Origin of the sequence: Paeniglutamicibacter terrestris (assembly GCF_012271785.1) — a bacterium.
In the GTDB taxonomy this organism is placed as follows: Bacteria; Actinomycetota; Actinomycetes; order Actinomycetales; family Micrococcaceae; genus Paeniglutamicibacter; species Paeniglutamicibacter terrestris.
Genome location: NZ_JAAWVT010000004.1, coordinates 118,596 through 143,640, shown reverse-complemented (window position 1 = coordinate 143,640; position 25,045 = coordinate 118,596). Strand labels below are relative to the sequence as shown.

Annotated in this window: 32 protein-coding genes; 4 read left to right on the top strand and 28 right to left on the bottom strand. The window is 59.5% G+C overall.

The features are described 5' to 3' along the window. The first annotated feature begins 12 nt into the window (after positions 1 to 12). The 4 genes from HED64_RS10485 (at position 13) to HED64_RS10470 (ending at position 1,146) form a co-directional block, all read left to right on the top strand. Entirely contained in the window at positions 13 to 396 is a 384-nt protein-coding gene (locus tag HED64_RS10485) for a hypothetical protein (RefSeq protein WP_168151954.1), read from the top strand. A 146-nt stretch (positions 397 to 542) separates the two neighbouring features. Then, positions 543 to 686 carry a hypothetical protein gene (locus HED64_RS10480; RefSeq protein ID WP_168151953.1) on the top strand — a complete coding sequence of 48 codons (144 nt, stop codon included), beginning with the start codon at positions 543 to 545 and terminating at the stop codon, positions 684 to 686. An 11-nt stretch (positions 687 to 697) separates the two neighbouring features. Continuing rightward, a complete protein-coding gene (locus HED64_RS10475; RefSeq protein ID WP_168151952.1) occupies positions 698 to 925 on the top strand; it encodes a hypothetical protein in 228 nt (75 codons plus the stop codon). Continuing rightward, positions 922 to 1,146 carry a hypothetical protein gene (locus HED64_RS10470; protein ID WP_168151951.1) on the top strand — a complete coding sequence of 75 codons (225 nt, stop codon included), beginning with the start codon at positions 922 to 924 and terminating at the stop codon, positions 1,144 to 1,146. The genes HED64_RS10475 and HED64_RS10470 overlap by 4 nt, the downstream gene beginning before the upstream one ends. 175 nt (positions 1,147 to 1,321) lie before the next feature. On the opposite strand, the gene HED64_RS10465 is transcribed toward HED64_RS10470, so the two are convergent. From HED64_RS10465 to HED64_RS10330, 28 genes are all read right to left on the bottom strand, one after another. Beyond that, positions 1,322 to 1,552, bottom strand: coding sequence for a holin (locus HED64_RS10465; protein WP_245325905.1), 231 nt, complete (start codon positions 1,550 to 1,552; stop codon positions 1,322 to 1,324). 160 nt (positions 1,553 to 1,712) lie between these two features. Beyond that, positions 1,713 to 3,056 carry a peptidoglycan-binding protein gene (locus HED64_RS10460; RefSeq protein ID WP_168151950.1) on the bottom strand — a complete coding sequence of 448 codons (1,344 nt, stop codon included), beginning with the start codon at positions 3,054 to 3,056 and terminating at the stop codon, positions 1,713 to 1,715. Positions 3,057 to 3,107: 51 nt separating this feature from the next. After that, positions 3,108 to 3,362 (bottom strand): hypothetical protein, encoded by a 255-nt coding sequence (locus HED64_RS10455; protein ID WP_168151949.1) that lies wholly within the window; start codon positions 3,360 to 3,362, stop codon positions 3,108 to 3,110. 4 nt (positions 3,363 to 3,366) lie between these two features. Then, positions 3,367 to 4,023 carry a hypothetical protein gene (locus HED64_RS10450; RefSeq protein WP_168151948.1) on the bottom strand — a complete coding sequence of 219 codons (657 nt, stop codon included), beginning with the start codon at positions 4,021 to 4,023 and terminating at the stop codon, positions 3,367 to 3,369. A 3-nt stretch (positions 4,024 to 4,026) separates the two neighbouring features. Further along, positions 4,027 to 4,911 carry a glycoside hydrolase family 16 protein gene (locus HED64_RS10445; protein ID WP_168151947.1) on the bottom strand — a complete coding sequence of 295 codons (885 nt, stop codon included), beginning with the start codon at positions 4,909 to 4,911 and terminating at the stop codon, positions 4,027 to 4,029. Further along, entirely contained in the window at positions 4,908 to 6,644 is a 1,737-nt protein-coding gene (locus HED64_RS10440) for a phage tail fiber repeat family protein (protein ID WP_168151946.1), read from the bottom strand. The genes HED64_RS10445 and HED64_RS10440 overlap by 4 nt, the downstream gene beginning before the upstream one ends. 6 nt (positions 6,645 to 6,650) lie before the next feature. Next, positions 6,651 to 7,445, bottom strand: coding sequence for a hypothetical protein (locus HED64_RS10435; RefSeq protein WP_168151945.1), 795 nt, complete (start codon positions 7,443 to 7,445; stop codon positions 6,651 to 6,653). 9 nt (positions 7,446 to 7,454) lie between these two features. Next, positions 7,455 to 8,501 (bottom strand): hypothetical protein, encoded by a 1,047-nt coding sequence (locus HED64_RS10430; RefSeq protein WP_168151944.1) that lies wholly within the window; start codon positions 8,499 to 8,501, stop codon positions 7,455 to 7,457. Next, on the bottom strand, positions 8,501 to 9,451 hold the full coding sequence (locus HED64_RS10425) for a glycoside hydrolase family 16 protein (RefSeq protein WP_168151943.1): 951 nt from the start codon (positions 9,449 to 9,451) through the stop codon (positions 8,501 to 8,503). Before HED64_RS10425 ends, HED64_RS10430 begins: the two co-directional genes overlap by 1 nt. Positions 9,452 to 9,534: 83 nt before the next feature. Continuing rightward, positions 9,535 to 10,122, bottom strand: a complete 588-nt coding sequence (locus HED64_RS10420) for a hypothetical protein (RefSeq protein ID WP_168151942.1) — start codon at positions 10,120 to 10,122, stop codon at positions 9,535 to 9,537. Between the two features lie 11 nt (positions 10,123 to 10,133). After that, complete coding sequence (locus HED64_RS10415; protein WP_168151941.1) at positions 10,134 to 11,297, bottom strand: hypothetical protein; 1,164 nt, start codon at positions 11,295 to 11,297, stop codon at positions 10,134 to 10,136. A gap of 4 nt (positions 11,298 to 11,301) precedes the next feature. Next, on the bottom strand, positions 11,302 to 12,423 hold the full coding sequence (locus HED64_RS10410) for a Gp37-like protein (RefSeq protein WP_168151940.1): 1,122 nt from the start codon (positions 12,421 to 12,423) through the stop codon (positions 11,302 to 11,304). A gap of 2 nt (positions 12,424 to 12,425) precedes the next feature. After that, the gene (locus HED64_RS10405; RefSeq protein WP_168151939.1) at positions 12,426 to 13,355 is read right to left on the bottom strand and encodes a phage tail family protein; all 930 of its coding nucleotides are present in this window, start codon (positions 13,353 to 13,355) and stop codon (positions 12,426 to 12,428) included. Between the two features lie 9 nt (positions 13,356 to 13,364). Further along, the gene (locus HED64_RS10400; RefSeq protein WP_168151938.1) at positions 13,365 to 16,709 is read right to left on the bottom strand and encodes a peptidoglycan DD-metalloendopeptidase family protein; all 3,345 of its coding nucleotides are present in this window, start codon (positions 16,707 to 16,709) and stop codon (positions 13,365 to 13,367) included. Between the two features lie 56 nt (positions 16,710 to 16,765). Further along, positions 16,766 to 17,452: a hypothetical protein gene (locus HED64_RS10395; protein WP_168151937.1), complete on the bottom strand. Its 687-nt coding sequence runs from the start codon at positions 17,450 to 17,452 to the stop codon at positions 16,766 to 16,768. Between the two features lie 12 nt (positions 17,453 to 17,464). Next, complete coding sequence (locus HED64_RS10390; protein ID WP_168151936.1) at positions 17,465 to 17,845, bottom strand: hypothetical protein; 381 nt, start codon at positions 17,843 to 17,845, stop codon at positions 17,465 to 17,467. 91 nt (positions 17,846 to 17,936) lie between these two features. Continuing rightward, complete coding sequence (locus tag HED64_RS10385) at positions 17,937 to 18,530, bottom strand: phage tail tube protein (protein WP_168151935.1); 594 nt, start codon at positions 18,528 to 18,530, stop codon at positions 17,937 to 17,939. Positions 18,531 to 18,571: 41 nt separating this feature from the next. Next, on the bottom strand, positions 18,572 to 18,748 hold the full coding sequence (locus HED64_RS10380) for a hypothetical protein (RefSeq protein WP_168151934.1): 177 nt from the start codon (positions 18,746 to 18,748) through the stop codon (positions 18,572 to 18,574). After that, entirely contained in the window at positions 18,745 to 19,113 is a 369-nt protein-coding gene (locus HED64_RS10375) for a hypothetical protein (RefSeq protein ID WP_168151933.1), read from the bottom strand. Before HED64_RS10375 ends, HED64_RS10380 begins: the two co-directional genes overlap by 4 nt. Before the next feature lie 4 nt (positions 19,114 to 19,117). After that, entirely contained in the window at positions 19,118 to 19,423 is a 306-nt protein-coding gene (locus HED64_RS10370; protein WP_168151932.1) for a hypothetical protein, read from the bottom strand. Positions 19,424 to 19,454: 31 nt separating this feature from the next. Continuing rightward, positions 19,455 to 19,805 carry a hypothetical protein gene (locus HED64_RS10365; RefSeq protein ID WP_168151931.1) on the bottom strand — a complete coding sequence of 117 codons (351 nt, stop codon included), beginning with the start codon at positions 19,803 to 19,805 and terminating at the stop codon, positions 19,455 to 19,457. A 5-nt stretch (positions 19,806 to 19,810) separates the two neighbouring features. Continuing rightward, a complete protein-coding gene (locus tag HED64_RS10360; RefSeq protein WP_168151930.1) occupies positions 19,811 to 20,194 on the bottom strand; it encodes a Gp19/Gp15/Gp42 family protein in 384 nt (127 codons plus the stop codon). 8 nt (positions 20,195 to 20,202) lie between these two features. Then, positions 20,203 to 20,541, bottom strand: coding sequence for a hypothetical protein (locus HED64_RS10355; RefSeq protein WP_168151929.1), 339 nt, complete (start codon positions 20,539 to 20,541; stop codon positions 20,203 to 20,205). A gap of 66 nt (positions 20,542 to 20,607) precedes the next feature. After that, positions 20,608 to 21,651, bottom strand: coding sequence for a major capsid protein (locus HED64_RS10350; RefSeq protein ID WP_168151928.1), 1,044 nt, complete (start codon positions 21,649 to 21,651; stop codon positions 20,608 to 20,610). A gap of 14 nt (positions 21,652 to 21,665) precedes the next feature. Then, a complete protein-coding gene (locus HED64_RS10345) occupies positions 21,666 to 22,049 on the bottom strand; it encodes a head decoration protein (RefSeq protein ID WP_168151927.1) in 384 nt (127 codons plus the stop codon). 26 nt (positions 22,050 to 22,075) lie between these two features. Continuing rightward, complete coding sequence (locus tag HED64_RS10340) at positions 22,076 to 22,717, bottom strand: hypothetical protein (protein WP_168151926.1); 642 nt, start codon at positions 22,715 to 22,717, stop codon at positions 22,076 to 22,078. 119 nt (positions 22,718 to 22,836) lie between these two features. Then, the gene (locus tag HED64_RS10335) at positions 22,837 to 23,592 is read right to left on the bottom strand and encodes a VG15 protein (RefSeq protein WP_168151925.1); all 756 of its coding nucleotides are present in this window, start codon (positions 23,590 to 23,592) and stop codon (positions 22,837 to 22,839) included. A gap of 8 nt (positions 23,593 to 23,600) precedes the next feature. Further along, positions 23,601 to 25,040, bottom strand: coding sequence for a hypothetical protein (locus HED64_RS10330; protein WP_168151924.1), 1,440 nt, complete (start codon positions 25,038 to 25,040; stop codon positions 23,601 to 23,603). Between the last annotated feature and the right edge of the window lie 5 nt (positions 25,041 to 25,045).

Below are 25,045 nucleotides of genomic sequence, written 5' to 3'. Positions count from 1 at the left end.
AGGGGAAAAATCATGAAACATTCGTTAGGTATCGTGCTTGGGGTCGCATTGATGCTGGTCTTGAGTGCGTGCGGTGGCACGGCGAAGGATGCCGCCAAAGAGTCGAGGGACGCGGAGTATGCTGCGTGCATTCAGGAATGGGCGCAGGACATCGCCAACTACGAAGGCGGGACGGCGGCGGATCATACGAGCGATCCGGGCGTGATTGCGACGTGCGAGGGCTTCCGTGATCTTGACGAAGCGATTGATGACGGCCCCGTGTACACGCCCGCGCCTGCTGTCGAACTGGACCAAGAGTGCCTGCGCGAGTGGGCCGAAAATAGCAAGGGTCTATTCGAGGGAATGACCACCGAGGAAATCATGGAAGATCCGATGGCGCGTATGAATTGTGAATAGTCGTTAGGCATAAAAAATGACCCCACCTTTATGAGGTGGGGTCTTTTTTGTGTCAAACTTTTTGCTAAAATGGGTTGCGTACTAAACCGGGTTGGGCTATGCTTATTATATCAACAAGGAACACCAACCCCAAAGGACAACATGCAATGCGTACCGAAACCCAGGCCACCCTAACCGGACTCGCCAGCCTCAGCGCCGCAGAATTCGCCGCAGCATTTGACGAAGCCATCGAATGCGGAGACAACATGCGAGACTTTCATATTGAACAACGCCGCCGCCGCAACCACTAAAGGAGTGCACGATGACCGACCAAACCGCCCCACCGCTTGACCTGACCGAACTAAAGGGCTGGGTTGAATCTGGAATCCGAATCGACGTAGAGCACGCCCTACAAGTGATTGCCCGCGCTGAATCCGCCGAAGCGAAGGTGGCTCGCGTAGAACACCTTGCAGCTTTCATGGATGAACATGACGGCGGAGACTCACGAGTAGTAAAAGCTATCCGTGAAGCACTAGGCGGTGCGGCATGAGCGACCGCAAAGAAGTCGATGACGACGACACGCTCAACCTCGCTGGCCTCGCCGATGCCGTGCGGCAAGCCGAGACGATCCTCGCCGAACACCGCGCACGCCGCGATCGAAGAATCGTAGATGCCGTCAATAACCACGGCTTCACCATGTACGCCGTCGCCAAAATCACCGGCCTGTCTCAGCCCATGATCAAAAAGATCATCACCGAGAAACAGACTTAACGCACGAAAGCCCCCGACCAGTGAAGGTCGGGGGCTTTGTGGCTAGCGGCGGTACAGGTCGATGTGGCCCGCGACGGCAGCGCCGGCACTCGCATAGGTAGCGATCGCGATAGTAATCGCAGCGGTCAGGGAAACGATGAGCTTGCGCATAATGAGCGCCTTTCTGTAGGGGGAACTACTTGTGAAGGTCGATGTGCCCGCGGTCGGTGCCAGCGGTGAATTCAGCGTTACCAACGGACGTAAGCAGGGACGCGAGACCGACCAGCCCCGCGACGCTCAGGGCGTTGCCCCAATCGACATCGAGGATGCCGAGGGTGCCAGCGGTGAGCATGCCCGCGAGGGTCTGCGCGAAGGTCTTGATGGCGCGCTCAGACGCGCCCTTGAGGAATGCCAAAGTGAAAATCATAGGAGTACCTTTCATTGGTTGCGCGTGTGATACCACGCCGTTAGGGGACGTTCTGCGGCGGCGGAGATACCGTGAACGAAGAGGAAGCCGGACGCGATGCCGAGCAGCGTCGCTGCGGACAACATCAGCGTTCCCGATAGGGCTGGTCTGCGATACATCATTAGAGGCCAAGGCTTTTCCGAGTCTTGTCGCCAGCGATACCGTCTACGAAGAGACCGTTACGGCGCTGGTAATCCTTGATGTTCGCCACGGACTGTGCGCCGAGGAAACCATCTACGATCTGCTTCGTGTAGCCCTTACTCTTGAGCGCTTTCTGGATCCGCTCGTTTAGATCGAAGACAGCCTGCGTCTTGGCACCCCACACGCCATCGTCCTTTAGACCGTGGGCACGCTGGAAGACCTTGACGCCTGCCTTCATCAGGTCGCCATCCACGCCATCCTGACGCCCTACGTTGATGCCCATCTCGGTGAGGGCGGTCTGAATGGCGGTGTTGTCTGCGCGAGTGTTGCCACCGGTGGAAGGCTTCGGCTTCGGCTTGGTGGTCGGCGTGATGACGGCGACGGGCACAACATCGATCGCCGGGGCGGATCCGGGCCGCACGTGATGAGCGTCGAATGCCAGGCGCGGGTTATAGTCGGAGAAAGGATCTTCCCAGTCGCTCCACATCTCGAAGTGAAGGTGCGGGCCAGACTGATTGCCGGAACTGTCGTTGTAGCCGATCAGCTCACCAGCCGCCACCTTGTCACCGACCTTCAAGCCGCCGACCGGGCGCACGTGGTTGTACCCGTTGCCCTCACCGTCTGGATTCGAGATGAGCATGCCGTTGCCCGTGCGCTGCGGTGCCCACGTCGAATTGCGGTTGCCGTGCGCCGCCGTGCGGTAGATCCGACGCACGACGCCGGCGAACGCGGCATAGACCGGGCATCCAGTCTGCCCCGGCTTCGGCGGTGCAATATCCATGCCGCGATGCCCAGCATAACCACCCGCCGTATGATGGTTGGCGGTGAGTCGCCCCTCGAACGGGCTTACCATCGTCTGCATATGGGCCTCCTGTGGGTCTGTGAGTTTGAGAAATTCTTGCCAGCGCTCAGCGGCTCGCATGGTGGATGGGCAGTTCTTGCCAGTCCAGTGGTTGTGCTGCACGACCGCACTACGCCCCAGCCCGTGGGCCGCGCGTAGGTCGGCGACGACTGCCGCGGCGTTCTTGAATGCCTTGTCATAGTCGCCGTCCGCATTCACGCAAATCTCCACGGCGATGGAATCCGCACCCTTGGTGCCGGCGTGCCAGCAGCGCGCGGTATCCGGGTATGACCGGATAGCTTCGGCGTCGTCAACAGTGATATGCCAAGACGCCTGCCGCACGTTTCCGTTGGCTTGCAGATTGGCATGCGCTTGAGCGTCGGCACCGATGCCAGGGTTTGCGGTTTCGTGGATCGTGATGCTCGCGCATCGACTAACCCCGCCATACGTTTGCGTGGCGCTCGTGACTAGTTGTTCCCTCATAGCGATCCTTTCGGGCATAAAAAAGACCGCCACAAGGGACGGCATAAATAGTTATTTGTCGAGTAGATCCGGTAGCCACGGGGGTGGCTCGCGGGGTGGTGGCGGTTCGCGGTTGATCACCTGGGCTTGCAATCCGATATTCCAGATCCACATGCCCCGATTGACCAGCTCGGCCTTTTCTAGACGGTCTTCAAGGTGCGTCATGCGCGTGTTTTGCACACCTCGACGTGGTGCCAAGAATGCCAGCAGTGCGGTGACGATGACGCCGAGCGAGGCAATGATCGCTGCGATCACAATTGGATCCACGGGATCACGCCCCCAACTTGACGCGCATCGGAACCCACGCTGAGCCAGTCCACCGGAAGTTCGTAAAGACTTCTGTCACGCTCGGCACCCATGCAGTGACCGTATGTGCACCGTTGGACCCCAGCGCCCACGATGGACCAGACGTGCCATCTGCGGCAATCGCCTGATATGCCAAGCCGTTGAAGTTGTTCCCTCGAATGCCGGTGTCAATGCCGGTCCATCCAGCAGGGAAAGGTGCTGCGGCGGTGGCGGCAGTCTTGAAGTAGAAGCAACCCGACAGCACCATGTCGCCAGCGACCACCGATGTGGTTGCCGCTGTGCTGGTGCCGGTGTTCATTGCGCCGCCACGGTAAGACGCGACCCCGGAAAGCTCGGTCACGATCGCCACATAGTTCTGTGAGGCCGCGTGCGTCAGGGTCAAGCTCGTGATCGCACTCGCATTCAGGCAGTAGTAAACCTGCCCCAAGCGCTGCGAAGTGGATCCGATAGTGCTGGTGTTCAGGGCGAGGGTCCACGTGTTCCCCGCGGTGTCGGTCGGCGTCAGAACGTTGCCAACCGACACGTGCACCACGAGTAGATTTCCCGCGGTCGAAGCGTAGGGGATGTCCAGCGTGGTGCCGAATCCGTCTAGCTTCGTTGTGCCAACAATTGCGATAGTCATCCGCTACCCCCCGTAATCCCAGAATCGTATGTAGTCCACCAGAAACTCAGAATTCGCTTGCGTCTGCGCACTCGGCACCGGCGCTTGCGTCCAATACGCGTCGCCCATCTGCACTTGCAAGCGCATGTGCCAGGGCTGCTGGTGGTTCGGTCCCCAAATCCAAGGATGGCTAGCGGGCGTGACCCGGACGGCTTGCGTGCCGTCATGGAATAGCGCTGCATAGTTTGGTGTTCGCTCGAAAGTCCACACATGGAAAGCGCCGGCGTTCGCGGGCCGCGTGGTCCCGTCCACCTTGTTGGCTTCCGTTTCCGTCCAATACCCTGCCTTCGCGAGACCGCCGTTGGTGGACTCGTGGAAGGTGAATTGTGAGTAGCCGCTCTTGTAGGAGCTGACGCGGGCGGTATCTACCGGTGTGCCCCATTCCTCCATGAGGTCAATTTCGCCGACGCTACTATTCCGCAGCCAGAAGGCGGGCCAGATCCCGCGCGACGTGCCCACGGGCGTATTGTTTTTGCATCGGATTTCCCAGCGCCCGTAGAGCGCCGAATGCATCCCGGCCCCGCGCGTATCGATGTATGGTGTATCCCACCAGCGATCGCGCCCGTCTGCGCTGTATGGTGTCGCTCGCTGAGTGACCGCCATGCGCAAGTATCCACCGGACACGCTGACCTGCCCCGCCTGAATGTTGCCCCAGTCGTAAGACAGGTTCCCGAATGTGGAGCGGTCATTGACCCGCCACGCATCAGTGTCCAGTTCGTTGCCCTCGAAATTGTCTTGGAATGACGGAAAGCCCCAGCCCTCCACGTATCCCACATCCTGCGTGCCAACGATTCGCCCTCCGTCGAAGGACCGCCACCCATCGGACGCATAGTGGAATGTTTCTGTCATGCCACGTTCACCGTCCAAATGTCATTCGTGATCATCCCAGATGGTGGCGTTCCTTCGGTGCCGCCGATCCAGTACACGGTGATGTCAGTTCGGGACGTGGGCCGCGCTGCCCATCCTGCGCTGTAGACGACACTCAGGAGTACGCCCGCGGGCAGGTCGGCGATCGGTGGCGTGTAGTTGCCCGCCTTCGCCGTGGATCCGGTAGTGCCGATGGCGAGGTTTGACGTTCCGTTGCCCGTACCCGCGCCGATGGCGGAACGCGCCGCAGCCGCATCCGTGGCTACAACCACGGCTCGACCTACGGTTGTGCTATCGCTGATCTGCGAGGCAGTGTGGGAATGGGTCAGGGGCGTACGCGCATCAGACAGCCGCGAGTCGTTACCGGCTGCGGCTGTCGTGCTACTCGTGCCCAAGGCCAGGTTGGAAGTACCGGCACCGATGGCAGTCCGAACCGCCGCGGCGTCGGTGGCGGTCAGGACAGCGCGACCCACCGTAGTGGAATCACTGACCTGTGACGCCGTGTGCGTGTGCGAGGTTGCAGCCTTGCCAGACAGTGCGGTATCCAAACCGGTCACGTCGCTGGTGGCGTGCGCGTGAGACGTTGCCGCCTTGGTCGCCAGCCCAGACGTGAGCGCTGTATTGGTAGCAAAGTCGCCCGATGCCTGCTTGGCATCCAGTGCACCTTGCAGCCCCGTCACGTTCGCAATGGTGTGCGTATGTGAGGTCGCAGCCTTCCCGCTCAGCGCCGTATCCAACCCAGTGACATCGCTCGTGGCATGTGAATGGGTGGTGCCCGCCTTGGTAGCCAGGCCCGCGGTGAGTGCCGTGTTCGTGGCGTAATCGCCCGTCGCCTGCTTCGCATCGATGGCCGCTTGTAGACCGGTGACATTGGCAATCGCGTGGGAGTGTGCCAAGGGCGTGCGTGAATCGGTCAGGCGTGGATCATTGCCCGCCACAGCGGTGGTGCTGGTGGCTCCAATAGTCGGCGTGAAGGTCAGCGGCTTGTCGGCAACATCGTCCCAGTCTGGTGTGCCACCCGCGGCGTCGATAGCTGCCTGTAGCCCGGTGACATTCGCGATGGTGTGCGTATGCACGGTATCCGCTTTGCCTGCCAGCGCGGTATTTGTCGCGTAGTCACCCGATGCTTGCTTGGCGTCCAGAGCGCCCTGCAACCCAGTGACATTCGCGATCGTATGCGTGTGCACGGTGGCAGCCTTGGCGTTTAGGGCAGCTTGCAAGCCTGTGGTGTCGGCGATCGTATGCGTGTGCGCTTCGAGGGTGGTGTCAATGACAATCGCTCCACTAGCGCCATTGATGGAAGACACGAAAGGTACGGTGCCTACGACCGGGGGAACCGACACAACAGACGGCACCAGATCCAGATCGACAAGTACCTGACCCACAGCAAGCGAAATATTCAAATCACGTTTGGGGAGCATTGGACCCGCCTTGGAAATGCGACGCTCCACCGTGACGGTGTACCCCCAACCGGTCACAGAATGCCCGGCAGCGTCCACGAAGCCCGCCTGCGAATCATTCGCCAGCACCATTACTGCGCCATCCGCGCTCCAGTCAGTCACCACCAGACCAGACAAGAACGGGGTGCCGGTCGGCTCATGCGTGACCGGCTGCGCCAACGATGCCCAAATGCGCACCTCGACCGCACGACCATCAGCGATAACACCACCGGACGCGGTAAGCGTCGAAGTCAGAATTCCACTAGGAAAGCTCATTAGCCCTCACTTCCATGCCCCGCTTTTGCGGACATAAGATCGAATGCGCAACCACTTGCCACCCCGGCGAATCATGTAGGGCGTAATGAGCGCGCTCACGGATGCACTATGCACTCGCAGGTTTTTGACTGGTGCGACAAAGGCACGAATGTGCGCTTCGTGAAGCCGCAAGTTATTGACTTCCGGGGTGACGGGCCATCCGATTGTCATCGTCAGCGACGTGACAGCCGCGGCAGTCGTCAGGTTCAACGCGCCGGTTGGCCCGGTTTCAGCCGGTCCGTACGTGATGCCCGTAGCCGCCGAGAATGATGCAGGCACGGATCCGAAGTTGCCCAGGGTCCACCCGGACGGGACGCCCATTGTCGAAGGCGGGGATCCCGAGCGGTGCCCAAAGAGTCCGAATGGAAGGATAGTTCCGGTGCCACCCGCGGGCAGCGGGTGCGTGGTTGCCGCGGGTGAGGTGGTGGTCGAATTGACCGAGGGCACGCCGGATAGCCCGCCCCAGACCTCCAGCACCATCGGCGCACGCTGAGCCGTCGCGAAGGTAATTTCCACATCGCTGCCCGGATCGGGGCCGGTGAGCGTGCGCCGGAAAGCGACCAGCCGATAATCGCCCAGCACTGATTCATCAATCAGCGTCCACCCCGCAAGGGTCAACGCCGCCGCGCCCGTGGTCGGCTGGTAGTAGGCCATCGCGATGAGGCCCACGTCGCCAGTTTGCGCCGTCAGTGGGATCGTTACCCGCCGAACGGTAACCGAATCGGTATTTGAAAGACTTCCGCCGCGGCGAATAGCTGACATGTCGCCCCCTTAGATGATTCCGCCGACGACAATGCGCAGATCGGCCCGGTTGGTGATGAGCGCCTGCTGGGCTGAGGTCAGCGTGAACGTGTATGCGGTCGTTGAAGCGGGAACGTTATTCACGATCCATGAGGCAATCGTCGTCGCGCCCTGCCGCAAGCTCACGCTTGCCGTGGGCAAAGCATCACCCGAGAGGCGCACGGACACGCTAATATCCCCGGCACCGACCTGCCCCATACCAACCATCATGTTGACGTACGTCGAGGTGAGCGCCGGCGATTCCATGTAAGTAGTGTCGAAGTCATCCGACACCGCATCAACAAATGAAGGGCTACCGCTAACCGTCCACGTGTTTTGCGTGAGCAGTGAGACCGGCCCGGCTTCCTCAAGGGCTACCGGACCAATCCACGTAGTGCCATAAGCGATGTCATCGAGGTAAGCATTCAGCGTTACCGCTGTGCCCTCGACGCCGTACCGCAGGAACGTGAACCCTGCCGCCATGCCCGAGGTAGCGCCGGATCCTTCCAGCTCCGAAAAGTACGGATTGTAGGAGTCGCCCGCATAGACGCGCACACCCCACACACCGGACTGGGAGAATTTCGCCTCAATCCGATACCACGTATTCACGAGCAGGGCTTTAGTCGCCAGCCCCAGGACAACGCCCGCCGTGCCTTGGTATGCCTGAATGATGCCCGTCGAGGTCAGGCGCACCGAGAATCCGGTGCCGCCACCCTCAGCGCCGCGCGCCTGCATAAGGAAGACGTTGCCGGTGTGAAACGCGGTGAATCGGAAGTAGCCGCGCATAGCCACGGTGGTATTCGTCGCCGCCGCATCATCCCAGCCGAGGGTCGTACTGTTGCCGCCCGCGAGCGTCATCGTGCAACCCTGTAGGCCATGCATGCGCGTGGTCCCAAATTGGATCGTGTTGCCCGCAGATCCGAAGACGGAATTCAGGTAGTCGCCAGCGAGACCGCCCGAATTACCAGATGCCGTATTGGTGATCGTTGTTCCGGCAGTCCATCCAGACTCAAACGTATTTTCCTTGACAATTGCCATTAGTACCCCAAATCCCACACCTTGACGTAATCGACTTCCATAGTTGCCGGGAAGTTCGCGAAGTAAAGACCGGTCATATCGCACGTGGTCGCATCGCCAGACGGTAGCGCCTGGCTGCGCGAGCACCGGTTAGGGATCGGCAGGAATCCAAGCTGCTGATCCGGGCAACCTACCCACTTGCCACCCACCGCAAGGTTGATAGCCAAATCCCACACTTGCGACTTGCCTGCCGCGGGGGCCACGCCCGTGGTGCGGTCAATCATGTGCAAATCGCGAATGGTCTGCTCATTGGTCAGCTTGTAGTAAGACGACTGCACGCCGTCGAGCTTCGCCATGAAAATGACCGGATCCTTTAGGGGATTGGCATTCTCAAGCGCGGGGCGAATCTCCATAGACCACGTGTGGAATCCCGAGGATCCCGAGGTGGGAGTCTCGAAGAATTTCCGCTGCTGTGAAGCATTGGTGCCGATGGAATTCGGGAAGTGCAGTGAGGTCTTAGTTTCGCCGGGCCGGTAGTTGAAGAAATATTCCATGATGTCTACCTCAGCCCATGAGGCACCGCCCTTGCGCCGCAGCCAGAAGGCAGGCAGTAGACCTTGCCCGTGGGGGATGGTGGCCCGCATCTCAAATTTTGAGAAGAGAGGGAAATATGTTGGAATGCCCGCATTGCGGGTGTCGATTAGGCCCGAGGTGTACGCGCGGGATCCAGCCGGCAAGCCGGTGCGCGGCGATGCATGATTGACGCCATCAGCCGAAACGAAGCTCATAGCCGGGGCAGCGCCCGAGGAACCGGTCTTCGTCTCATGCTTAGCAATCAGCTTCATCGTGCCGCCACTGATGACGACATTATCTGGGTCGTACCAGTGTTCCTCGACGTTGCCCGACCCGTAGGTCGTGTCATCGATATACCAGCGGTTCGGATCCAGCGGCGCGGAGAATTGCTCATCCAAGAGCAGATTATCTTCGGGCACGATGACTAGCGGTGTTCCGCCGTACCGTTCCCACTTCAATCCCTTTTTTACGAATCGTGTGCTCAATCTAGACGCTCCCAACGATCATTTTCTAGGGCCACGGTTCCGGGGTCGGCGGTGCCGGTGAAGACGTACCGAATGGTGGGATCCGAGGTTGGGCGCGTGTAACCGGACCCGACTTGCTGGACAGTGACCATGACCCCGGCACCGTAGACAGCGCCACCCGAAGACGGCGTGACCCATGCGGTGTCGTAGCTCGTGCTGGTGACCTTCGACAGGACTTGACCGGCAGAACCGCCCGAGGGGATGCCCTCAGCTGCCGACCCCGCCGCTTCGGCAGCAATGCGAGATAGATTCGCCGATGACGCCGCCGCCTCCGCGTCTTCCTTCAATCCCGTATATGAGTGCAGCAGGCCCGACATGGTGCCGCCGTACCAAGCCACGGATGGGATTTCAGCTTGGAACGCCGGGCCGAAGCCCAGCGAATTGACAAGCACGGGGTTAGGTAGTGGAAGACCGGTAAGGTCTGTCAGCGGGATCGGGGTTTGTGTTTCGTCGCCCGGTGCCGCGATCGTTACCTCTGCGTCTGCCGCTACCCGGCTCGGATCCTGTGGATCAATTGCCGAAATGGCATCAAATGGATATGACATAGTGGGCACCCCTAATCTGCGGCATTTACAGCGATCCAGGTCACGCCAGTTGTGGACGTGTTATTGCGGGCTACCCAAATTCGGCAGCCGGTTAGCGTCACGTCTGTTGCGGACACGGACCGCACGCGGCCCGGAACTTCCGTATTCTCGGAACAAGTGACGCGTGGAATGGACGTGAACCGCCCCGCGGGGAAGGTGATGAGCTGAGACCCGCGGTAGTAGGTTTCGCCATCATCGGTCACGAACGTGTTTGGTTGTACGGAGACAGCGCCCGCGGCGATATTGCCGCCCATGCGTGTATTCACTTTTGAATCCACGTAGTCGCGGCGGGCCGCGTAGTTCGGCCCCACGTTGGCGGTTCCAAGCGTGATACCACCGTCAAAGAAGACGGCGACTAGCGCCCCGTTATTGCGACCCACAACCTCGTTGTTATCGACGGCAATATTGAAACTATTTGTCGCGCCAACCTGGAATCCATGCGTGGTCGAGGTTGCCGACGCATCACCGGTGCCAGTGATGCGAACAGAAGGCGTGGTGACAGCATTTGCCTTGATCCATTCTTCAACCGGGCGAACCCACTCAGGCGCGCCGGTCGTCGCGTTGTAGCGGCGCTGCCAAAGCACACCCTTGATTTCAATGCTCGCGCCAGGCCATCCGACATACTGCCGAACCAAGTCATCGACAGCAGTCATGCCGCCCGGTGCCACCCAGATACGCAGGTCCACAACTTCGAGCACGTTGGAGGATCCCGAGGCGACGCGGATCAACGCGAGGGGCTGATCATCGAGCACACCATAATTGGCGTTGCGCGAAGGGATGACCTTGCTTGCGCCACCCTGCACATACGTGAAACGGGTTCGACCCTTGCCGTTGCTACCCGTCGCGCTCCCGGTCACGTCCGCCCAGTCGCGGCGCGCCACGATCAAATCCCAGCGCGTACCCGACGAAATGACCGGAACCTGCACCGACTCAACTGCCGTAGAGATGTCCACAACACCAGACCCGGCACCGGTGCCCGCGGCAATGTTTACCGTGCGATCGGTGCCCGTCTTGATGGTCACCTTCCACGCGTCGTAGTTGGCTACGGAGTACCGAGCCGAACCCACGGTTGCCAGACCCTTGGCCCATTCTGAGACCGTCCACGGTCCGTCATACCAGCTACTAGTAATCGCCATTGCGCTACCTCCGTTGGATTGTGTTCAATGCGCGGCGCAATGCCTGCGTGATCTTGGCTTGTTTCAAAGCCGGGGTGTCTTCCATGTCGCCAACCTGCGGCGTCGCGGTCAAACCGTTGTCAGGGGTGTAATCGATCGTCGCCGACCGAATGATGTCCGTGATCGTGAAGGCCCGTGCGTTCACCGTCACGCGCGTACCGACTGGAGCCTTCGCGTATCCGAAGTGCTCCGTCTCGGCTAGCTCCACGTTCAAGCCCTCTTTGGTGGCACCCTCAAGCAGAATCTCGCTTCGGCGCTGCGCAATTTCGTCGGCGTCGTCGCTATCGCGGGCATCGACAAAGCCCTCCAGCTTGTAACCCCAAAGGGTTTCGCGTGCGGTGCTGATCTGCTGGCCTAGGGCGCGTGCTGTGCCCTCACCCTGCCCGCCGCTGACGACGCGGGTCACGGTGGGAGCGGATCGGGTGTAACCCCATGACCGCAGCGTGCCCGCCGCTTCCGACAGTGCCACCGGGTACGTCGCCGGCTCGTAAACATCGAAGCGCAAACCGTTCGTGCCGTCTTGGTAGCACCGCATCCCCAGCCCGGCTTGCTCCAGCGCGGGAATGAGCTTGTCGCGGGTTGGATGGAATCGGAACGCCAGCCCGCCCGCAATGGTCGTGCCACGGTTCAGGTTCGGGGCCACCGTCAAAGGGATGCCCAGCCGAGTTTTATTCTCGGTGACCATATCCTTGACGATTTTTTCGGCACTGCCCGTATACACGCGATAGGCGGTGGTCTGTGAACCAATCGCCGCGCCAGGCACGGGCCACCCGACGATGCCAAAGATGTGCATAAGGTCATCACGAATCGTGACCTCAGCCCGGTTGGCGGCACCAGCCGCCCGCCCCGCCTTCACGCTCATAATCGGGCCAGACATCAACGGCAGGGACAACCCGTAGCCCTCAATCACCAAGCGGGTGCCCTCGGTAAGAAGGGCACCCATCATTGGGTGATCATCGTCTACCGCGACCGTCATCTCGCCCACCTCATTGAAGATGATTGTGCCGCCCACCGAAGTGGCGCGACCGATCCACCCGAGACGCACGAAGGCTTTGCTGTAGACCGTGATTTTTAGATCATCCGCCATGCTCACCAAGCCCTTCGGAAACGTGGTCGAAGCTCTACGGCAACCGCACCGGTGCCAACCAAGGAAAGCTGTAGCTTGCGATTTTCACCCGCGGGGATCGGCGCGAAATTCGCGGTCCCCAAACTGGATGTCACATCGACGCCGTTCTTCCACGCCATCTGCACGGTCGGATCCGTATCAATCACCAGCACATCATTAGACGTAGCTAGCGTGATGGGTGCCGTCACCGTGCGGCCCGCAACACCCACCGTTGCGGATGTCATCGGACCATGAATCGTCCATACGGGCCACGCCTCAAGGTCACCCGTATTCGTGATCGTGGCATCTTCCAACCGGTTCGCCGACGACAGGAAGCCAAGCTGTGAACCGGCAGTCCACGCATTCAGGTCTTGCGAGGTGGACGCCTCCCATTCCTGGGTGATCGATTCCCCATACCAGAAGGGATCGTCAGCGGTCAGCGCCACACCATAAGCGGTCCAACCGCGCCGCCCAGGGTCGTAATCGAATTTATGGTTGCCGTCACCTTCAAAGCGACAGGTGAGCCGACGCGTACCGCTCGGCGTCTGCACTTCCCAGACCCCGTAAACATCCGGCACCATGCTGCGCCAGAAGTCGGTATCCTCAGCGAACCAAGCGGTAGTGCTCACCCGCGAGTAGACCATCACCGGCCAGAAGCACGGGCGCGGCTCGTAGCGACCGCCACGAAACCGCTGCCCATGCTGTGCGGGGGACTGGGAAAGCCAAGGCGTGTAGCCCGTATTTCCCAGCCCCTCGATACCTTCTGGCATCACGAAGACACCAGATTCAGGGTCGGTAAGCTCGCGGCGTTCGCCGTCCGCTCCCGTCCACCACATGCGCGTCTTGATCCACGGAGACGGGCGAGATGACTCGCCCGCCGCAGATCCAAAGACGACCCGAGTCGTCATGCTCATGGGCACCCCTTAGTTATTGAGACCGGCGATGACTTGCGCGCGCCGCTCTGCCTGCTCCATACGACGAATCACTTCGTCGGGGTCATACCCGAACTGTGAACCGCTCATGTCGATGGACTTGCCACCCTTTGCCGCGAGTTCGATCGCCTTTTCAGCCGCATCCCACTCACTAGGCGTAAGAATCGCTTCGGGAACCTTGAGCTGATTCATGCTCAACGTGCCCGGTGCGTGCCAACCGCCCTTGTCGTGCAGGTACGTCATCGGATTCAGCGCCCGACCGTTTTGCAGCGTCTCGAAGTGAAGGTGCGTACCGGTTACATTGCCGGTGTGGCCCTGTGTACCGATTCGCTGACCAGCCCTCACGTGATCGCCGACCTTGACCTTCACACCGTCATACGGGTTGTGCCCGTAGTAGGTTTGGAAGCCGCCGCCGTGATCCAGTCGAATGCCGTAGCCCGTGCGCCCTGGCAATCCGCCACCGGTGCCGATGTACTTTACGAGACCGTTTAGGGCCGCAAAGGTAGGACCGCCACCGGCGATGTCAACGCCCGCGTGGAATGCTCCCCAGCGCGGACCAAACATCGACGTGTACGGACCCTGTGACGGACGATGGAACGCACCCTTCGGACCACTGAACACGGCCCCAGTGCCACCACCACCGCCCCCAGTGTCGGGTGCGGTGTCGTTGCCCTTGATCCACTTGATAACCCGATCAATGGCATTCATGCCCAGATCCTTGCCCAAGCGAGCCATGCCGCTATCCGGCAGGGACTTGTTAAGCAGGCTCCGAACTGGAGACAGAACAACCTCAGCGGCCTTCGCCAGACCGCCACGGATCCACTCGGTTGATTTCTTCCAAGCGCCGGCCAGTGCCCCGCCGAGTTTCCCGCCGAGACTGCCGAGCCAGCCGCCCTGTGGAAGCATGCCCTTGCCGTTCTTATCGAACTGCCGCACAGCACCCGTGGGTGCCTGCTGCTGGCCGGCTTGCATCAGCTTTGTTTGAGCTGCGGTGTAGACCATCCCAGGGCTGGCAAAGTTCACCAGCTCCGGTCCCTCTTCACCAACTAGGGTCCAGCCGCGCGGGGTGTGTCCACCCTTTGCGCGAGCATTGAACTTGGTCCCGCCGCCGCCAAACTTCTGAGCGGAGTTACTAGAACCGCCACCACCACCGACGCCGAGCTTGCCCAGCGTCTTGAGGCGGGCCTTCGACCCGATAGCCTCAGCTACCTTGTTGAAGGTGCCGACGATGCCCTTGTTATATACAGTTTCAATAATGAAATTGATAGGCGCAAGTGCAATCTTTTTCAGCTTATCCCAGAATCCAGCAATAATATCGACGCCCTTTTTAAATGCAGGGCCTACAACATCTTTGATGAAATTACCGAGCGCTCTAAAAATGGGCTTGATTTTATCATTCCACGTATCTTTGATGACCTTACTTAGCGCATCCCAGACAGGCTTCACGATTTTGTTGTAAAGCCACTTGAAAATCGGCCCGAGCACGTCACGCACAAAATCACGGATAACGTAGAAGACGGCCTTCATGAGCGCCCAGCTATCCTTGATCTGCTTGACGATGCTCGCGAAATACGGCTTGATAATCTTGTCGTAAAGCCATTTGAAAATCGGGCCAACAACATTTTTGACCGTCCATGCGATCAGATCGAAAATCAGAACCATAATGTTCCATGCCGCGTCGATCGCAAAAGCAATCAGATCCCAAACGGGCTTGATAATTTTGTCGTACAGCCACGAGAAAATCGGACCTAGCGTGTTCTTGATGAACCCGACTATCGCCTTGAAGACCGGCTGGATGACCTTCTGCCATGCCCACCGAACCGCGCTATAAACCGCCTCCCAGACAGGCTTGATAATTTTCTCGTACAGCCACTTGAAGATCGGGCCTAGAACGTTTTTCACGAATCCAGACACGGCATCAAATACCGGCTTGATGACCCGCTCCCACGCGAACTTCACAGCATTCTTGATGCCGATCCACGCGCCGTCGATAATCTTCCGCGCCGTCTCATTGGTGTTGTAGAGATACACCAGCGCCGCGATCAGCGAGATAATCACGCCGATGATCATCATGATGGGGTGCGCCTTGAAGGCCGCGTTCAATGCGAGCTGTGCCGCCGTCTGCCCTTGAATCAGCTTCGTGACAATCGCGGCAATCTTCTTATAGCCGGTCGTTGCGATGTTGTAGAGCTTCCAAAGGACAGTGCCCGTACCAACAGCGATACCGAGCGCCACAATCCAGTCACGATTCTGAATAACCCAGCCAACAAGCTCTTTCAGCATCGGGATGACCTTGTTTTTCAGGATGTCCCAGGCAACCGCCGCAGCGTAGCCGAGACGTTCCATGAATCCGGGGAAGCCCGACGAAGTGATGTCACCATCTGCATACTTGAATGCCTGCCGGAACGCCTCGAAACCGCCCGTGATTTCCTTGAGCACACCCGGCAGCTTCGCCGAGAATGCAGCGACAAGCGGCTTCATCGCATTTGTCACATTGTCGATAATCGGAATGGCTTTGTTGAACCCATCCCGCAGCAAATCCAAAACCGGCTTGATGACCGTCTCGCCACCACGACCAAGAGCCGCCATGACGTTGGCCCAGGCACCACGGAAAGTCTTGCCCGACTTTAGAGCGGCACCGCCCATGCCCGACTCGATAGCATCCTGCAAGTTGGCGAAACTGATCGTGCCATCCTTGGAAGCATCGTAAATTTCGCTGGCAGTCTTACCCATCGATTCGCCCAAGAGCTGCACGATCGGAATGCCCATATCGCCGAGCTGCGCGAGGATGTCACCCTGCACCTTGTTCGATGCCGCAGCCTTGTTCATGATTGCCGACATGTCGCCGAACCCGACGCCGGCGATAGTCGCCGCGTCACCGGTGAGCTTTAAGGTGCGCTGCAAATCCTTACCCGGCTTCACACCGGATGCGACAGCCGAAGCCGCAGCGGATGCCGCGTCTCCCAAGCCGAACGCCGTACCCTTGACCGACGCCAAAGCGTCCGCCATGATCTTGTCCACGGTCTTGGTGTCGTGCCCCAGTCCGTCAAGCTTCGCGCGCGCATCCTCGATAGCCAGCGCACGCGAAATGCCACCAGCCGCCGCCAGACCGCCGACCGTTGCCGCGAGACCACCAATGCCTAATATGCCAGCTTTAGTGACCTTGCCGATCGCGCCGCCGATGCCCGACAGCAGTTTGCTACCCGACTTCTTAACGGCACCGTCAGTCTGTTGCCCCAGCTCACGCATCGCGTCTTTGACAGACGCCTTCATATCCCTTGTGCTGGCTAGCAGCGAGAGGTAAGCCTTACCCAGCTCCACGGACTCTTCGGCCATGACACCACCTCCCGGCGATAGCCCGCGGGGCACCGTAGTGCCCCGCGGATATGTTGTTACTCAGGTGCCGGGGCGAATCTGGCCCGGATCTTGGCGTATGCCTCATCGAAATCTTCAACGTTCTCGAAGCCTTCGGATTCGCCGATGTTTTCCGTCTCGCCGTTACTGACGCCCGGACGCTCAATCTGTTTAGGCTTAGTCGCCGAGTTCGCGCCGGCAAGCTTCGCAGCCTCGTAGCGGCGCATGTTCTGCACGTCGATCATCGCCGCCATCAGTTGCTCGTTTAGGCTCCATTCATGATCGGGATTGAGCTTGCGATGCACCGCGCCCTCACTGGGCAGAGACACCGCGTAGTCGCTCAAATCGCGCGGCGATAGCTCAACCAACGCCGCATCCAGACCCAATGAATAGAACCGCCGAAAGTCTGCCTTTAGCTCGGCTCGGCACGTCGCGAGCATGTGCAGGAAGATCATCAACCCGCGCGCTTCCTGCTCCAGAATGACCCGCGTAAACGCCATGACATTCTGACTCGAAGACGTACCCGTGGCGGCGCGCATCAGAGACCGCAAATCGTCGTGGCATTCCGGCTCCAGCAAAAACCACAACAGCCGCAACCGACCACCCAACGAAATGTCGCTCATCAGAATCAGCAGTCTCGGATCATCGAACGCGTCAAGACGAACCGGCAGCGACCATTCGCCAGCGTGTATGCAGGAGTCGTAATACTGAACTGTCAGATCCACGACCACGGCGGGTTAGCCCCGCGCTTGCAGTTCCGTTTGGAACTGCTTCATCACTTCGTAGAAGAACATGATCATCGGTTCAACGCGGATCCGCCCATCATCTCCGCGGAACTTCGCCTTCACTTCCTCGTGCACGTCAGGGCCGAGCATGCTACGCAGCACCAGCACAACACGCTCACGCTCCCCGTCATCGACGCGGGCGATGTTTTCCATCAGGTCGTAGTCGTCCAGCTTGTCGGCATCCAAGGTCACCTCGAAGCCATCAACCGTGATGGTGACCTGTGCCGGTGCCTCATCCTGCTTGGGCTTGCGGTCCTGCGGTGCCTTACGTGCGGCAGTCTTCGCGGGAGTCTTGGTGCTGGTCTTTGCGGTGGTTGCTCGTGTGGTGGTCATTGGTGTGCCTCCATGTTTAGGGGTGTGTGGTGTGCGGGGGAAAAGAAAGGTGGGGCGCGGGCACACCAGCAGCGCGCCCCACCTGGTCTAGCTAGACGCTGAAAATTCCATCGTCTGAATACTCGTAGAAGAAGTTCCCGAGCGCATCCGGGAAGCAGGTAAGCTGCACCGGAATCTCAATGGCAGATTCGCCCGAATACGTCTGGGTGAAGTCCTCGTTGGTGACCTGCGCATTGGCTGCGATCACGCGGCGCAATGCGTTGGTGGACGGGTTCACCATGTCGAAGGCCCACACGCCATTCGGAAGCTCATCACCCTTGTAGGCAAGGGCAATCTTCGTACCGGTCGAAGACGTTGCCGGGGTGACCGTGACGGCACTAGCGCCGAATACGGTCTTGGCAACCACGCCACCGGTGACGCCCACAACCTCGATAAGCTTGAAGTTGATATTCACGCCGACCTCAGTCTGCGGACGCAGAACGGTCTTACCGCCCCATTCCTTGATTTCGGTAAAAGCCTTGGTAATGGCCTTCGTCAGACCTTCCGAAGACGCGTAACCGTGATCGACGTAAGCCGCAGCCAGCGCCGTGGTTTCGTTGACCGGCAGCGCAGTTCCGAGCGGTGCCTTGAAAATCGCGCCGGTAGCCTTCGGCTTACCGACCTGGACATTTAGTGCATTACCCATTTGGGCCTCGCATTCGTTTTAGGTACAAGAAAGGCGGCAGGCTATTCGCCTACCGCCTTGAACTTCATGAGTGCCGAATCGCTCGGCGTCGGAAAACCATCACCCGCGCCCGGTGAACTTGTCAGCCACCCGGCATTTAGCCATTCCGAAATATCACCGCCGATTACCTGCTTGAGACCTACAATGGTCGGATGGTAAAGCGTGGTTACTTGGTTCATGCTGGGATCCCTCCGCTCATGATGTGCACAGTGAATTGGTATCGGGGCGCGTGCGTGATCGGATCGGGGAACCAGATGATCGATGAGACTTCATCTTCGTTTCCGATCCACGCGCCCGTCTCGGTCATCTGCTCAAGCCAAGACACCGCATCCGCGGCAAGGTCGAAAGCGCCCGTCTTAGACCCCGTATCCCACGCCTGCACGGCTAGAAATACCCGCTCGTGCATGACGTTGCGCTTTGTTCCGCCGATGCGCTCAATGGTCACCTCGCGCGCGGCACTGGTGCGATTAGTGCGCGCCTGCACCCCACCCAGCTTCGACGTGAGGTACATCGCGACGATGCCCTCTACGTCTTGCCGCACCATGCGGTTACCCACTACGACTCCGGTAGTTGTTCGCCTGCTTGTTTGAAATCAGGCTTGTGCGCCCCTGCTTCGAGCGGTACACGGTGTAGTCACTGCCACCAAGCGCCTTGAGCAAAACATTCTGCTCAAAGTTCGCGCGGCGAGCTTCGGGCGTGCTCGCGGAAACCTGCACGCGTGCACGCGACTTAGCGCGACTGCCACGCGTGACCATTGCCGTGACCTTATGCCCCGGCCCTGCGCTGTTTGCGATACGTTCGCCCTGACGCTTCAACTCATCGAAGACCATAGGCGAGGTGCGCAGATTCATCATAAAATCTCGCTTCCAAACAAACTTAGGAACCTTAGCCAATGTCCACCGCCCTCTTCACTTGGATTGCATAGCCAGGCGCGAAATTGAACGGCCCATGCGTGAAATCACGCGGCCCCCCGTGCACCTCGTACTCGACGCCGGCCAGCACGATACGATCGCGTGGATCCAGCCAATCCGCATCCGGTGAAAGCACCATCTGAGATTCAATGATCACGTCACGGTCATTCCTAATTTCGTCCTCCGGTGCCGGTGGACCCCAACCGAAAACCATCCGCGGCACAGCAGCCGCCCAAGTCTCAATCGGGTTATTCTGCGTATCGACCGAACCCTCAACAAAGGCACGATGACCAATGGGCTGATTCGCTTGAACAAGAAATTTCATCCACCTCAACCCCCGTACATTGGAGCCGTGAACATTCCCCCGCGCGGGGGGGCGAGGTCGCGGCGGTCATCCTTGCCCAGATACACACGGCCATCAGTACGCGCGAAGGTCAGATTCTGCGTGAACATTCCCGCGGTCATGCTGGCATTCGTAACGTCCTGTAGCTCTTTCGGTGCCTCCAAAGCACGATTGACCATCCGGCACACCACATCCGCAACAAGTTCCGGATCTAGTTCGTCGGAAGCCATGCGCGCGTCGAGGGTACGAAACTGATTCCGCACTTTCCGCGACGCCTGCCCTAGCTTCGATTCCACGTCCGCGGTGTCGGCCTCTAGGACTTCACCGTGACGCTCGACGTACTGCGCAAGGGTCGCCAATGGCTCAGCCATGAGCGCCCCTACTCGGCAGGCTTAGCCGTAGCGGGCTTGGCTGCGGTAGCCTTCCCACGCCGGGCCTTGGGTGCATCAGGAGCACCCGTGAAGTTCAGTGCACGCGCGGGCGCTTCGATCTTTGGGGCATCTTTAGACGCATCACCAGCGGCAGGCCGCGGCGGCATACCCTCCGATTCAGCGTCCGATTCAGCCGTAGATTCAGCCTCAATATCCGAACGGGCACCTTCGATGCAGTGGTCGCCGACCAGGCCAATTGCCCAATCGGGCACATTGTCGCCCGGATTGAACCACGTATGGTCACCGTCATCATGATGAACGGCAACGCGAGCTGTAAATTTAGGCAAAGTATCCTCCTGGGGGAACCGCTGGGGCGGGGCGCGAGAATGCGCCCCGCCCGAGCATGGCTACTGCTAGTAAGCGCGGCCCACGAAGAGCAGCTTGGGGTTAGTCAGGACCGGCATGCCTACCGCATCAACGAAGGTGTTTTCGCGGTACGGGGGGTGTGCGCTCTTGTCAACTACGCCGACAATGCCCGGTGCTTCCGAGAACGCGAAATCGACCTTGGCCGAATTCACCAGCTCCAGCGCGGTCGCAGAAACGCCCCACGCGGTGTAGCCGAGGTCGCTCGGATTGGCAGGCGTGAAGATGACCGCGTTCTCAGGAAGAACGCGAGTATCAACATCGTCCACATCGACACGAGTGTCATAGACCCACTTGATCGGCGGCAGGCTGAAAGCGTCCAGAACCGCATCCAAAGCCGGGCGCGTAACCAAGCTCGGCGCACCGGAAAGCGAAGCGGCCAGTGAGCGGATTTCAGCATTCCGCAGCATGTAGCCCAGAACCTTGTCCGAGATTGCCATGCCGCCGGGGCGCTGACCATTCGTGACCACATAGGTACTGACCCAAGTAGTCAGATCCTCGATGATCTTCGCGGTAGCCGGGGTGGACCAAGCCGCGGCGGTGGTAACAAGGTGGTTGGACGGAACGCCGAAATCGGCTTCCAAGGTCAACCCGTTCTCGCCGGCCAGGGTGAACTTTCCGTCTGCCAGGACATCGCCGCGAGCCAGCTCCATACGGGTGAGGATTTCACCAGTCAAGAGGGTGGCATCGTCGTAGATCTGATCGATCAGCGCGGAATTGGAGCTTCCACCCTGACGGGCATGCTCCAGCTCCAAACGCTCACGCTCGCCAACGCCGTTCATCGAAGACAGCGGCGGCAGCTTGACCGTAGAGCTGGTCAGCGTATCGCGCTTGGTCGGCACGATAGAACCGTCATAGGCGCGGAACTTCGCGGCACGGTTGGTGCGAGTCAGCTCCGAGAAATCGATCTGATTCTTGGTGAAGGTGCGGTTCGGCAGAAGCTGATCCAGCACATAGTTCGCCGGCGTCGGAACGGACCGGACAAAAGCGGTTAGGGCGTCAGGTGTGACATCCCCGTCAAAAACAATAGCCATTAGTCAGGCCCTTCCTAGACGAATCGGATCCACGCGGCAAGGTCAGCCTTGCCCGCGGTGTCGATAGTGATTGGCAGCTTGGACGCCTTGATAACGCCAGCGAAGAAGAGTGCCGCGCCCGCGTCCCGGCCCCCAGCAGGTACGGGCGTGAACGCCGCAAGCACGCCAGCGCAAACTTCGCGTCCATCGGAAGCGGCGTTATCGTATGGGCCGAAGAGGCCGGTCGCGGTGATCTTTCCCAGCGGGGTGCCGGACCGAACGTAACCATTCGGGTAGTGCGTTCCGGCAGTGAAAGCCGAGATGTCGAGCGTGATCGATTCCGCATCGTATCCGCCGTCCTGGTGCCGCCACGAAAGGTTTTCCACCTGACGTGCGTTCTGGGTAACTCCAATATCCATGAGTAAGCTCCTAAGCTTTGTGAAATTTATTCGGTGATGAATCCGCGCTTGCGCGCCTGGTCAAGCCCGGCATCGCGAGCCGAAATGACTACCCCTAGGCCCGTGCCAGATCCCGGCACGACCTCCTGTGTTTTCGTCTTGCCTGCTGCTGCGGCTTCGAGCTTGCTGATTCGCTCAGCGGATGCGAGGAAACTCGCTGCATCCGTACCGACGACAAGATCTTGGTTTTCTTTGGAGACGGAATGTGTCGCCAGAGCGGTGAGCCGCATATTCTCGGTGGCAAGTCGGGCATTTTCGGCCTTGGTGTCATCCGTGACTTTCTGCGCCTTTTCCAAATCGGAAAGCTTGGCCTCTTCGGCTGCGTCCACGATTGCCTTGAGCCGGGCGCTCTCCGCGGCCTGCGCGTTTGCGCGGGCTTCGGCTTCGCGAGCTTTAGCACGCTCGCCCTTGATGGCGTTCTTTCCGGCGTCGCCCAGACCCTCGATCTTGTCTAGGTCTGTATCGTCGGCATTTCCGCCCGCCGCCCCAGCCGCTCCAGCATCCCCGGCAGGCGCTCCGTTACCGCCAGCACCACCGGAAGGATCGTCTACGAATCGTGCCCACTTCATGCCAATCGCTGACATATACGGCGGCATCGGTTCGCTAAATACGCGTGGCTTCAAAGCCATAACCAACCTCCAATTGATAAGCCGCATCGCGCGGCAAAACCCCGCGCGCACCGAGCGTGCAGGGGGTACAAAAAAACCCGCGCCGACTCGGCACGGGTAAGAATTAGTGATGTGTGGAATTAGTGGATGTGCTCAATGACGCCATCGGTGAGCAAGTCGGGGAATAGGCGGCGCATCTGATAAGTGACCTCGCTGCCCGAAGACCCCGAGCCGCCCGCGGCCTTCCAAGCTTCCCGATACATCGAGTAGGCACCTTGAGGGTCGATACTGCCTTCGGGATAATCGCCGATCGTGTTGACCACCACGGCCTCACAATTGCAATCGCCGTGATATTCCTCGCCGCCTTGCCGCTTGTCACCAGCGGACTGCGCCGACTCATAGAGCCAACCCATCGAACGGCTTGCCAGCATCAGGCAGAAAGCGCACGTCTTAGCGCCCTTCGGCACCCGCGCCCACCGCTGCCCGAAAGCCTCCGCATTCGAGATGATGGTGTTCCGGCCCGACTGCCGAACATACTTTCCGAGCGCCTGACTGATACCAGCCAAAGCCAGATCCGGGGCCGCGGTATCGCCAAATAGGTGCCCCGCAAAGAAACGCACCTTCGCGTCAGTAACGCCCACGGGATAGACGGCGGGCGCGGCCACAGCAGCCCGCGACCCGCCCACCACATCGTCGTACCATTCGGCGGCAATCTGCGCCGACATCGACCCGTACTGATCCACCAGCAACGGCACGAATTCCAGTAGCGCATCACGCACCCGCGCCGGATCCGTCATCGTCATAGACCAAAACATGCTGTCCAGCAGGTCTTGCACCATTGACACGACCTCAGCCTGGGCATCACGCAATTGCGCCAATTCGCGAGCACTAGCCACGACGCCCCCTACTCAGTTGCGGGCGACTCAACAGCCGCATTAGACGTACCCGGTGGCACATCCGCAGCTCGCGCACGCTTCGATTCAAGAGCCAACTCAATCAATGAACGACTCTGCGTTTTAGCGACATGCGCCTCAGCCTCAGTCATTTCCTTCTCAGTCAACCCAGACCTACGCCACGCCAAACGCGACCCCGCCAACTCCGGATGAGCGGTCACGAACTTTTGACCACTGTCGGCAAGCTGTGAACTAGTCGTATTCGCTGGATCCCCAAAGTTCGCCCGCATCTTCCGAATATCAGCCAACATCGCGGGCGTCTCGCCACCGTGGAAAACTGACAAAATGTTGCGCGCCAAGTCCAGCCGCATCCGCTCAAAGAAAAGCAATTGATGCTGAACCAAAGACACCAAACCATGCTCAGAAGCGCGGATAGCCTCAGCCGAAGACGGGTTATCCTGCACGACACCAAGCTGACCCATAGGAATATCGGTAGCTGCATGGAAAGCGGCGGCGATGTCACGATTGGATTCCGTGAACGGCTGGAAGGATGCCTGCGTAAGCTGCTGCATCTTTGGCACGCGCATATCGCCGGTCTCTTCATCCCGATAGCCCGGAATGCCCAAAAGGCTACCCATCATCGCCTTCAACGGATTGATGCGATTGCCCCGCGAGTCGAGGAACATAGATTCGTCGGCGTCCATCAGCGCGACCAGTGGGGCCGCGTAGAAGTCCGACGCCACATCCTGCCGCAACATGCCCAGCACCATCCGGTCAATCAAGCCCATGACAGTACGCGACACACGAGATGAACCAAGCGGGCGCTGCAACGTACGACCCCACACGTAAGGCGTGCACATCACACGACCGACGACAGCCTTGTATTCCTCCACGACGACCCAATCACCGGACGGCGCTTGCTGAATATCCAACGTGAGGCCCGTATTCAGATAGAGAAGAGACTTTTTAGGCTCCACTAGCTCAAGGGCGGACACCACACGACCTGTACGCGAATCAATATCCGCAGTAGCCTCCGTAGCATCACGCACAGCCACAATGACCCGCGGCTCACCCTTCGCAGTCTCCCCAGGCGTCACGAAAATGAAAGAACACGACTGACCAAGCGCCGACTCCGTGGCGAGCATTTCAAGCTCGCGCACATGCGACTCAAAATAGACGCCATCCAAATCATCAAGCAGGGTAGAGCCGCCCGGAATCGTGAAATCTTCCGGGTTGATACGAGACGAAGGCACATACACAGCCTTGTGCGCCCAGCCCAACGGCACCGCCAGGCGATACATCTCTTCGGGGATGGAATACGAAATGCGCTGGAATTTAGCCTGCATCGCAATGTAGTCATGCTTCAAGCGGTTGCGCTGCTTTTTCTGACCAATCCGGCCATACAGGCGATTGAAAATCACACGCTCAGCGTCAGTCAACTTGCGAATCATGCGCA

What these genes read in the sequence shown, in the direction of transcription:
- HED64_RS10485 (WP_168151954.1), top strand. Translation starts at nt 13, where the DNA reads ATGAAACATTCGTTAGGTATCGTGCTTGGGGTCGCATTGATGCTGGTC.
- HED64_RS10480 (WP_168151953.1), top strand. Translation starts at nt 543, where the DNA reads ATGCGTACCGAAACCCAGGCCACCCTAACCGGACTCGCCAGCCTCAGC.
- HED64_RS10475 (WP_168151952.1), top strand. Translation starts at nt 698, where the DNA reads ATGACCGACCAAACCGCCCCACCGCTTGACCTGACCGAACTAAAGGGC.
- HED64_RS10470 (WP_168151951.1), top strand. Translation starts at nt 922, where the DNA reads ATGAGCGACCGCAAAGAAGTCGATGACGACGACACGCTCAACCTCGCT.
- HED64_RS10465 (WP_245325905.1), bottom strand. Translation starts at nt 1,552, where the DNA reads ATGATTTTCACTTTGGCATTCCTCAAGGGCGCGTCTGAGCGCGCCATC.
- HED64_RS10460 (WP_168151950.1), bottom strand. Translation starts at nt 3,056, where the DNA reads ATGAGGGAACAACTAGTCACGAGCGCCACGCAAACGTATGGCGGGGTT.
- HED64_RS10450 (WP_168151948.1), bottom strand. Translation starts at nt 4,023, where the DNA reads ATGACTATCGCAATTGTTGGCACAACGAAGCTAGACGGATTCGGCACC.
- HED64_RS10445 (WP_168151947.1), bottom strand. Translation starts at nt 4,911, where the DNA reads ATGACAGAAACATTCCACTATGCGTCCGATGGGTGGCGGTCCTTCGAC.
- HED64_RS10440 (WP_168151946.1), bottom strand. Translation starts at nt 6,644, where the DNA reads ATGAGCTTTCCTAGTGGAATTCTGACTTCGACGCTTACCGCGTCCGGT.
- HED64_RS10435 (WP_168151945.1), bottom strand. Translation starts at nt 7,445, where the DNA reads ATGTCAGCTATTCGCCGCGGCGGAAGTCTTTCAAATACCGATTCGGTT.
- HED64_RS10430 (WP_168151944.1), bottom strand. Translation starts at nt 8,501, where the DNA reads ATGGCAATTGTCAAGGAAAATACGTTTGAGTCTGGATGGACTGCCGGA.
- HED64_RS10420 (WP_168151942.1), bottom strand. Translation starts at nt 10,122, where the DNA reads ATGTCATATCCATTTGATGCCATTTCGGCAATTGATCCACAGGATCCG.
- HED64_RS10415 (WP_168151941.1), bottom strand. Translation starts at nt 11,297, where the DNA reads ATGGCGATTACTAGTAGCTGGTATGACGGACCGTGGACGGTCTCAGAA.
- HED64_RS10410 (WP_168151940.1), bottom strand. Translation starts at nt 12,423, where the DNA reads ATGGCGGATGATCTAAAAATCACGGTCTACAGCAAAGCCTTCGTGCGT.
- HED64_RS10405 (WP_168151939.1), bottom strand. Translation starts at nt 13,355, where the DNA reads ATGAGCATGACGACTCGGGTCGTCTTTGGATCTGCGGCGGGCGAGTCA.
- HED64_RS10400 (WP_168151938.1), bottom strand. Translation starts at nt 16,709, where the DNA reads ATGGCCGAAGAGTCCGTGGAGCTGGGTAAGGCTTACCTCTCGCTGCTA.
- HED64_RS10390 (WP_168151936.1), bottom strand. Translation starts at nt 17,845, where the DNA reads ATGACCACCACACGAGCAACCACCGCAAAGACCAGCACCAAGACTCCC.
- HED64_RS10385 (WP_168151935.1), bottom strand. Translation starts at nt 18,530, where the DNA reads ATGGGTAATGCACTAAATGTCCAGGTCGGTAAGCCGAAGGCTACCGGC.
- HED64_RS10380 (WP_168151934.1), bottom strand. Translation starts at nt 18,748, where the DNA reads ATGAACCAAGTAACCACGCTTTACCATCCGACCATTGTAGGTCTCAAG.
- HED64_RS10375 (WP_168151933.1), bottom strand. Translation starts at nt 19,113, where the DNA reads ATGGTGCGGCAAGACGTAGAGGGCATCGTCGCGATGTACCTCACGTCG.
- HED64_RS10370 (WP_168151932.1), bottom strand. Translation starts at nt 19,423, where the DNA reads ATGATGAATCTGCGCACCTCGCCTATGGTCTTCGATGAGTTGAAGCGT.
- HED64_RS10365 (WP_168151931.1), bottom strand. Translation starts at nt 19,805, where the DNA reads ATGAAATTTCTTGTTCAAGCGAATCAGCCCATTGGTCATCGTGCCTTT.
- HED64_RS10360 (WP_168151930.1), bottom strand. Translation starts at nt 20,194, where the DNA reads ATGGCTGAGCCATTGGCGACCCTTGCGCAGTACGTCGAGCGTCACGGT.
- HED64_RS10350 (WP_168151928.1), bottom strand. Translation starts at nt 21,651, where the DNA reads ATGGCTATTGTTTTTGACGGGGATGTCACACCTGACGCCCTAACCGCT.
- HED64_RS10345 (WP_168151927.1), bottom strand. Translation starts at nt 22,049, where the DNA reads ATGGATATTGGAGTTACCCAGAACGCACGTCAGGTGGAAAACCTTTCG.
- HED64_RS10340 (WP_168151926.1), bottom strand. Translation starts at nt 22,717, where the DNA reads ATGGCTTTGAAGCCACGCGTATTTAGCGAACCGATGCCGCCGTATATG.
- HED64_RS10330 (WP_168151924.1), bottom strand. Translation starts at nt 25,040, where the DNA reads ATGATTCGCAAGTTGACTGACGCTGAGCGTGTGATTTTCAATCGCCTG.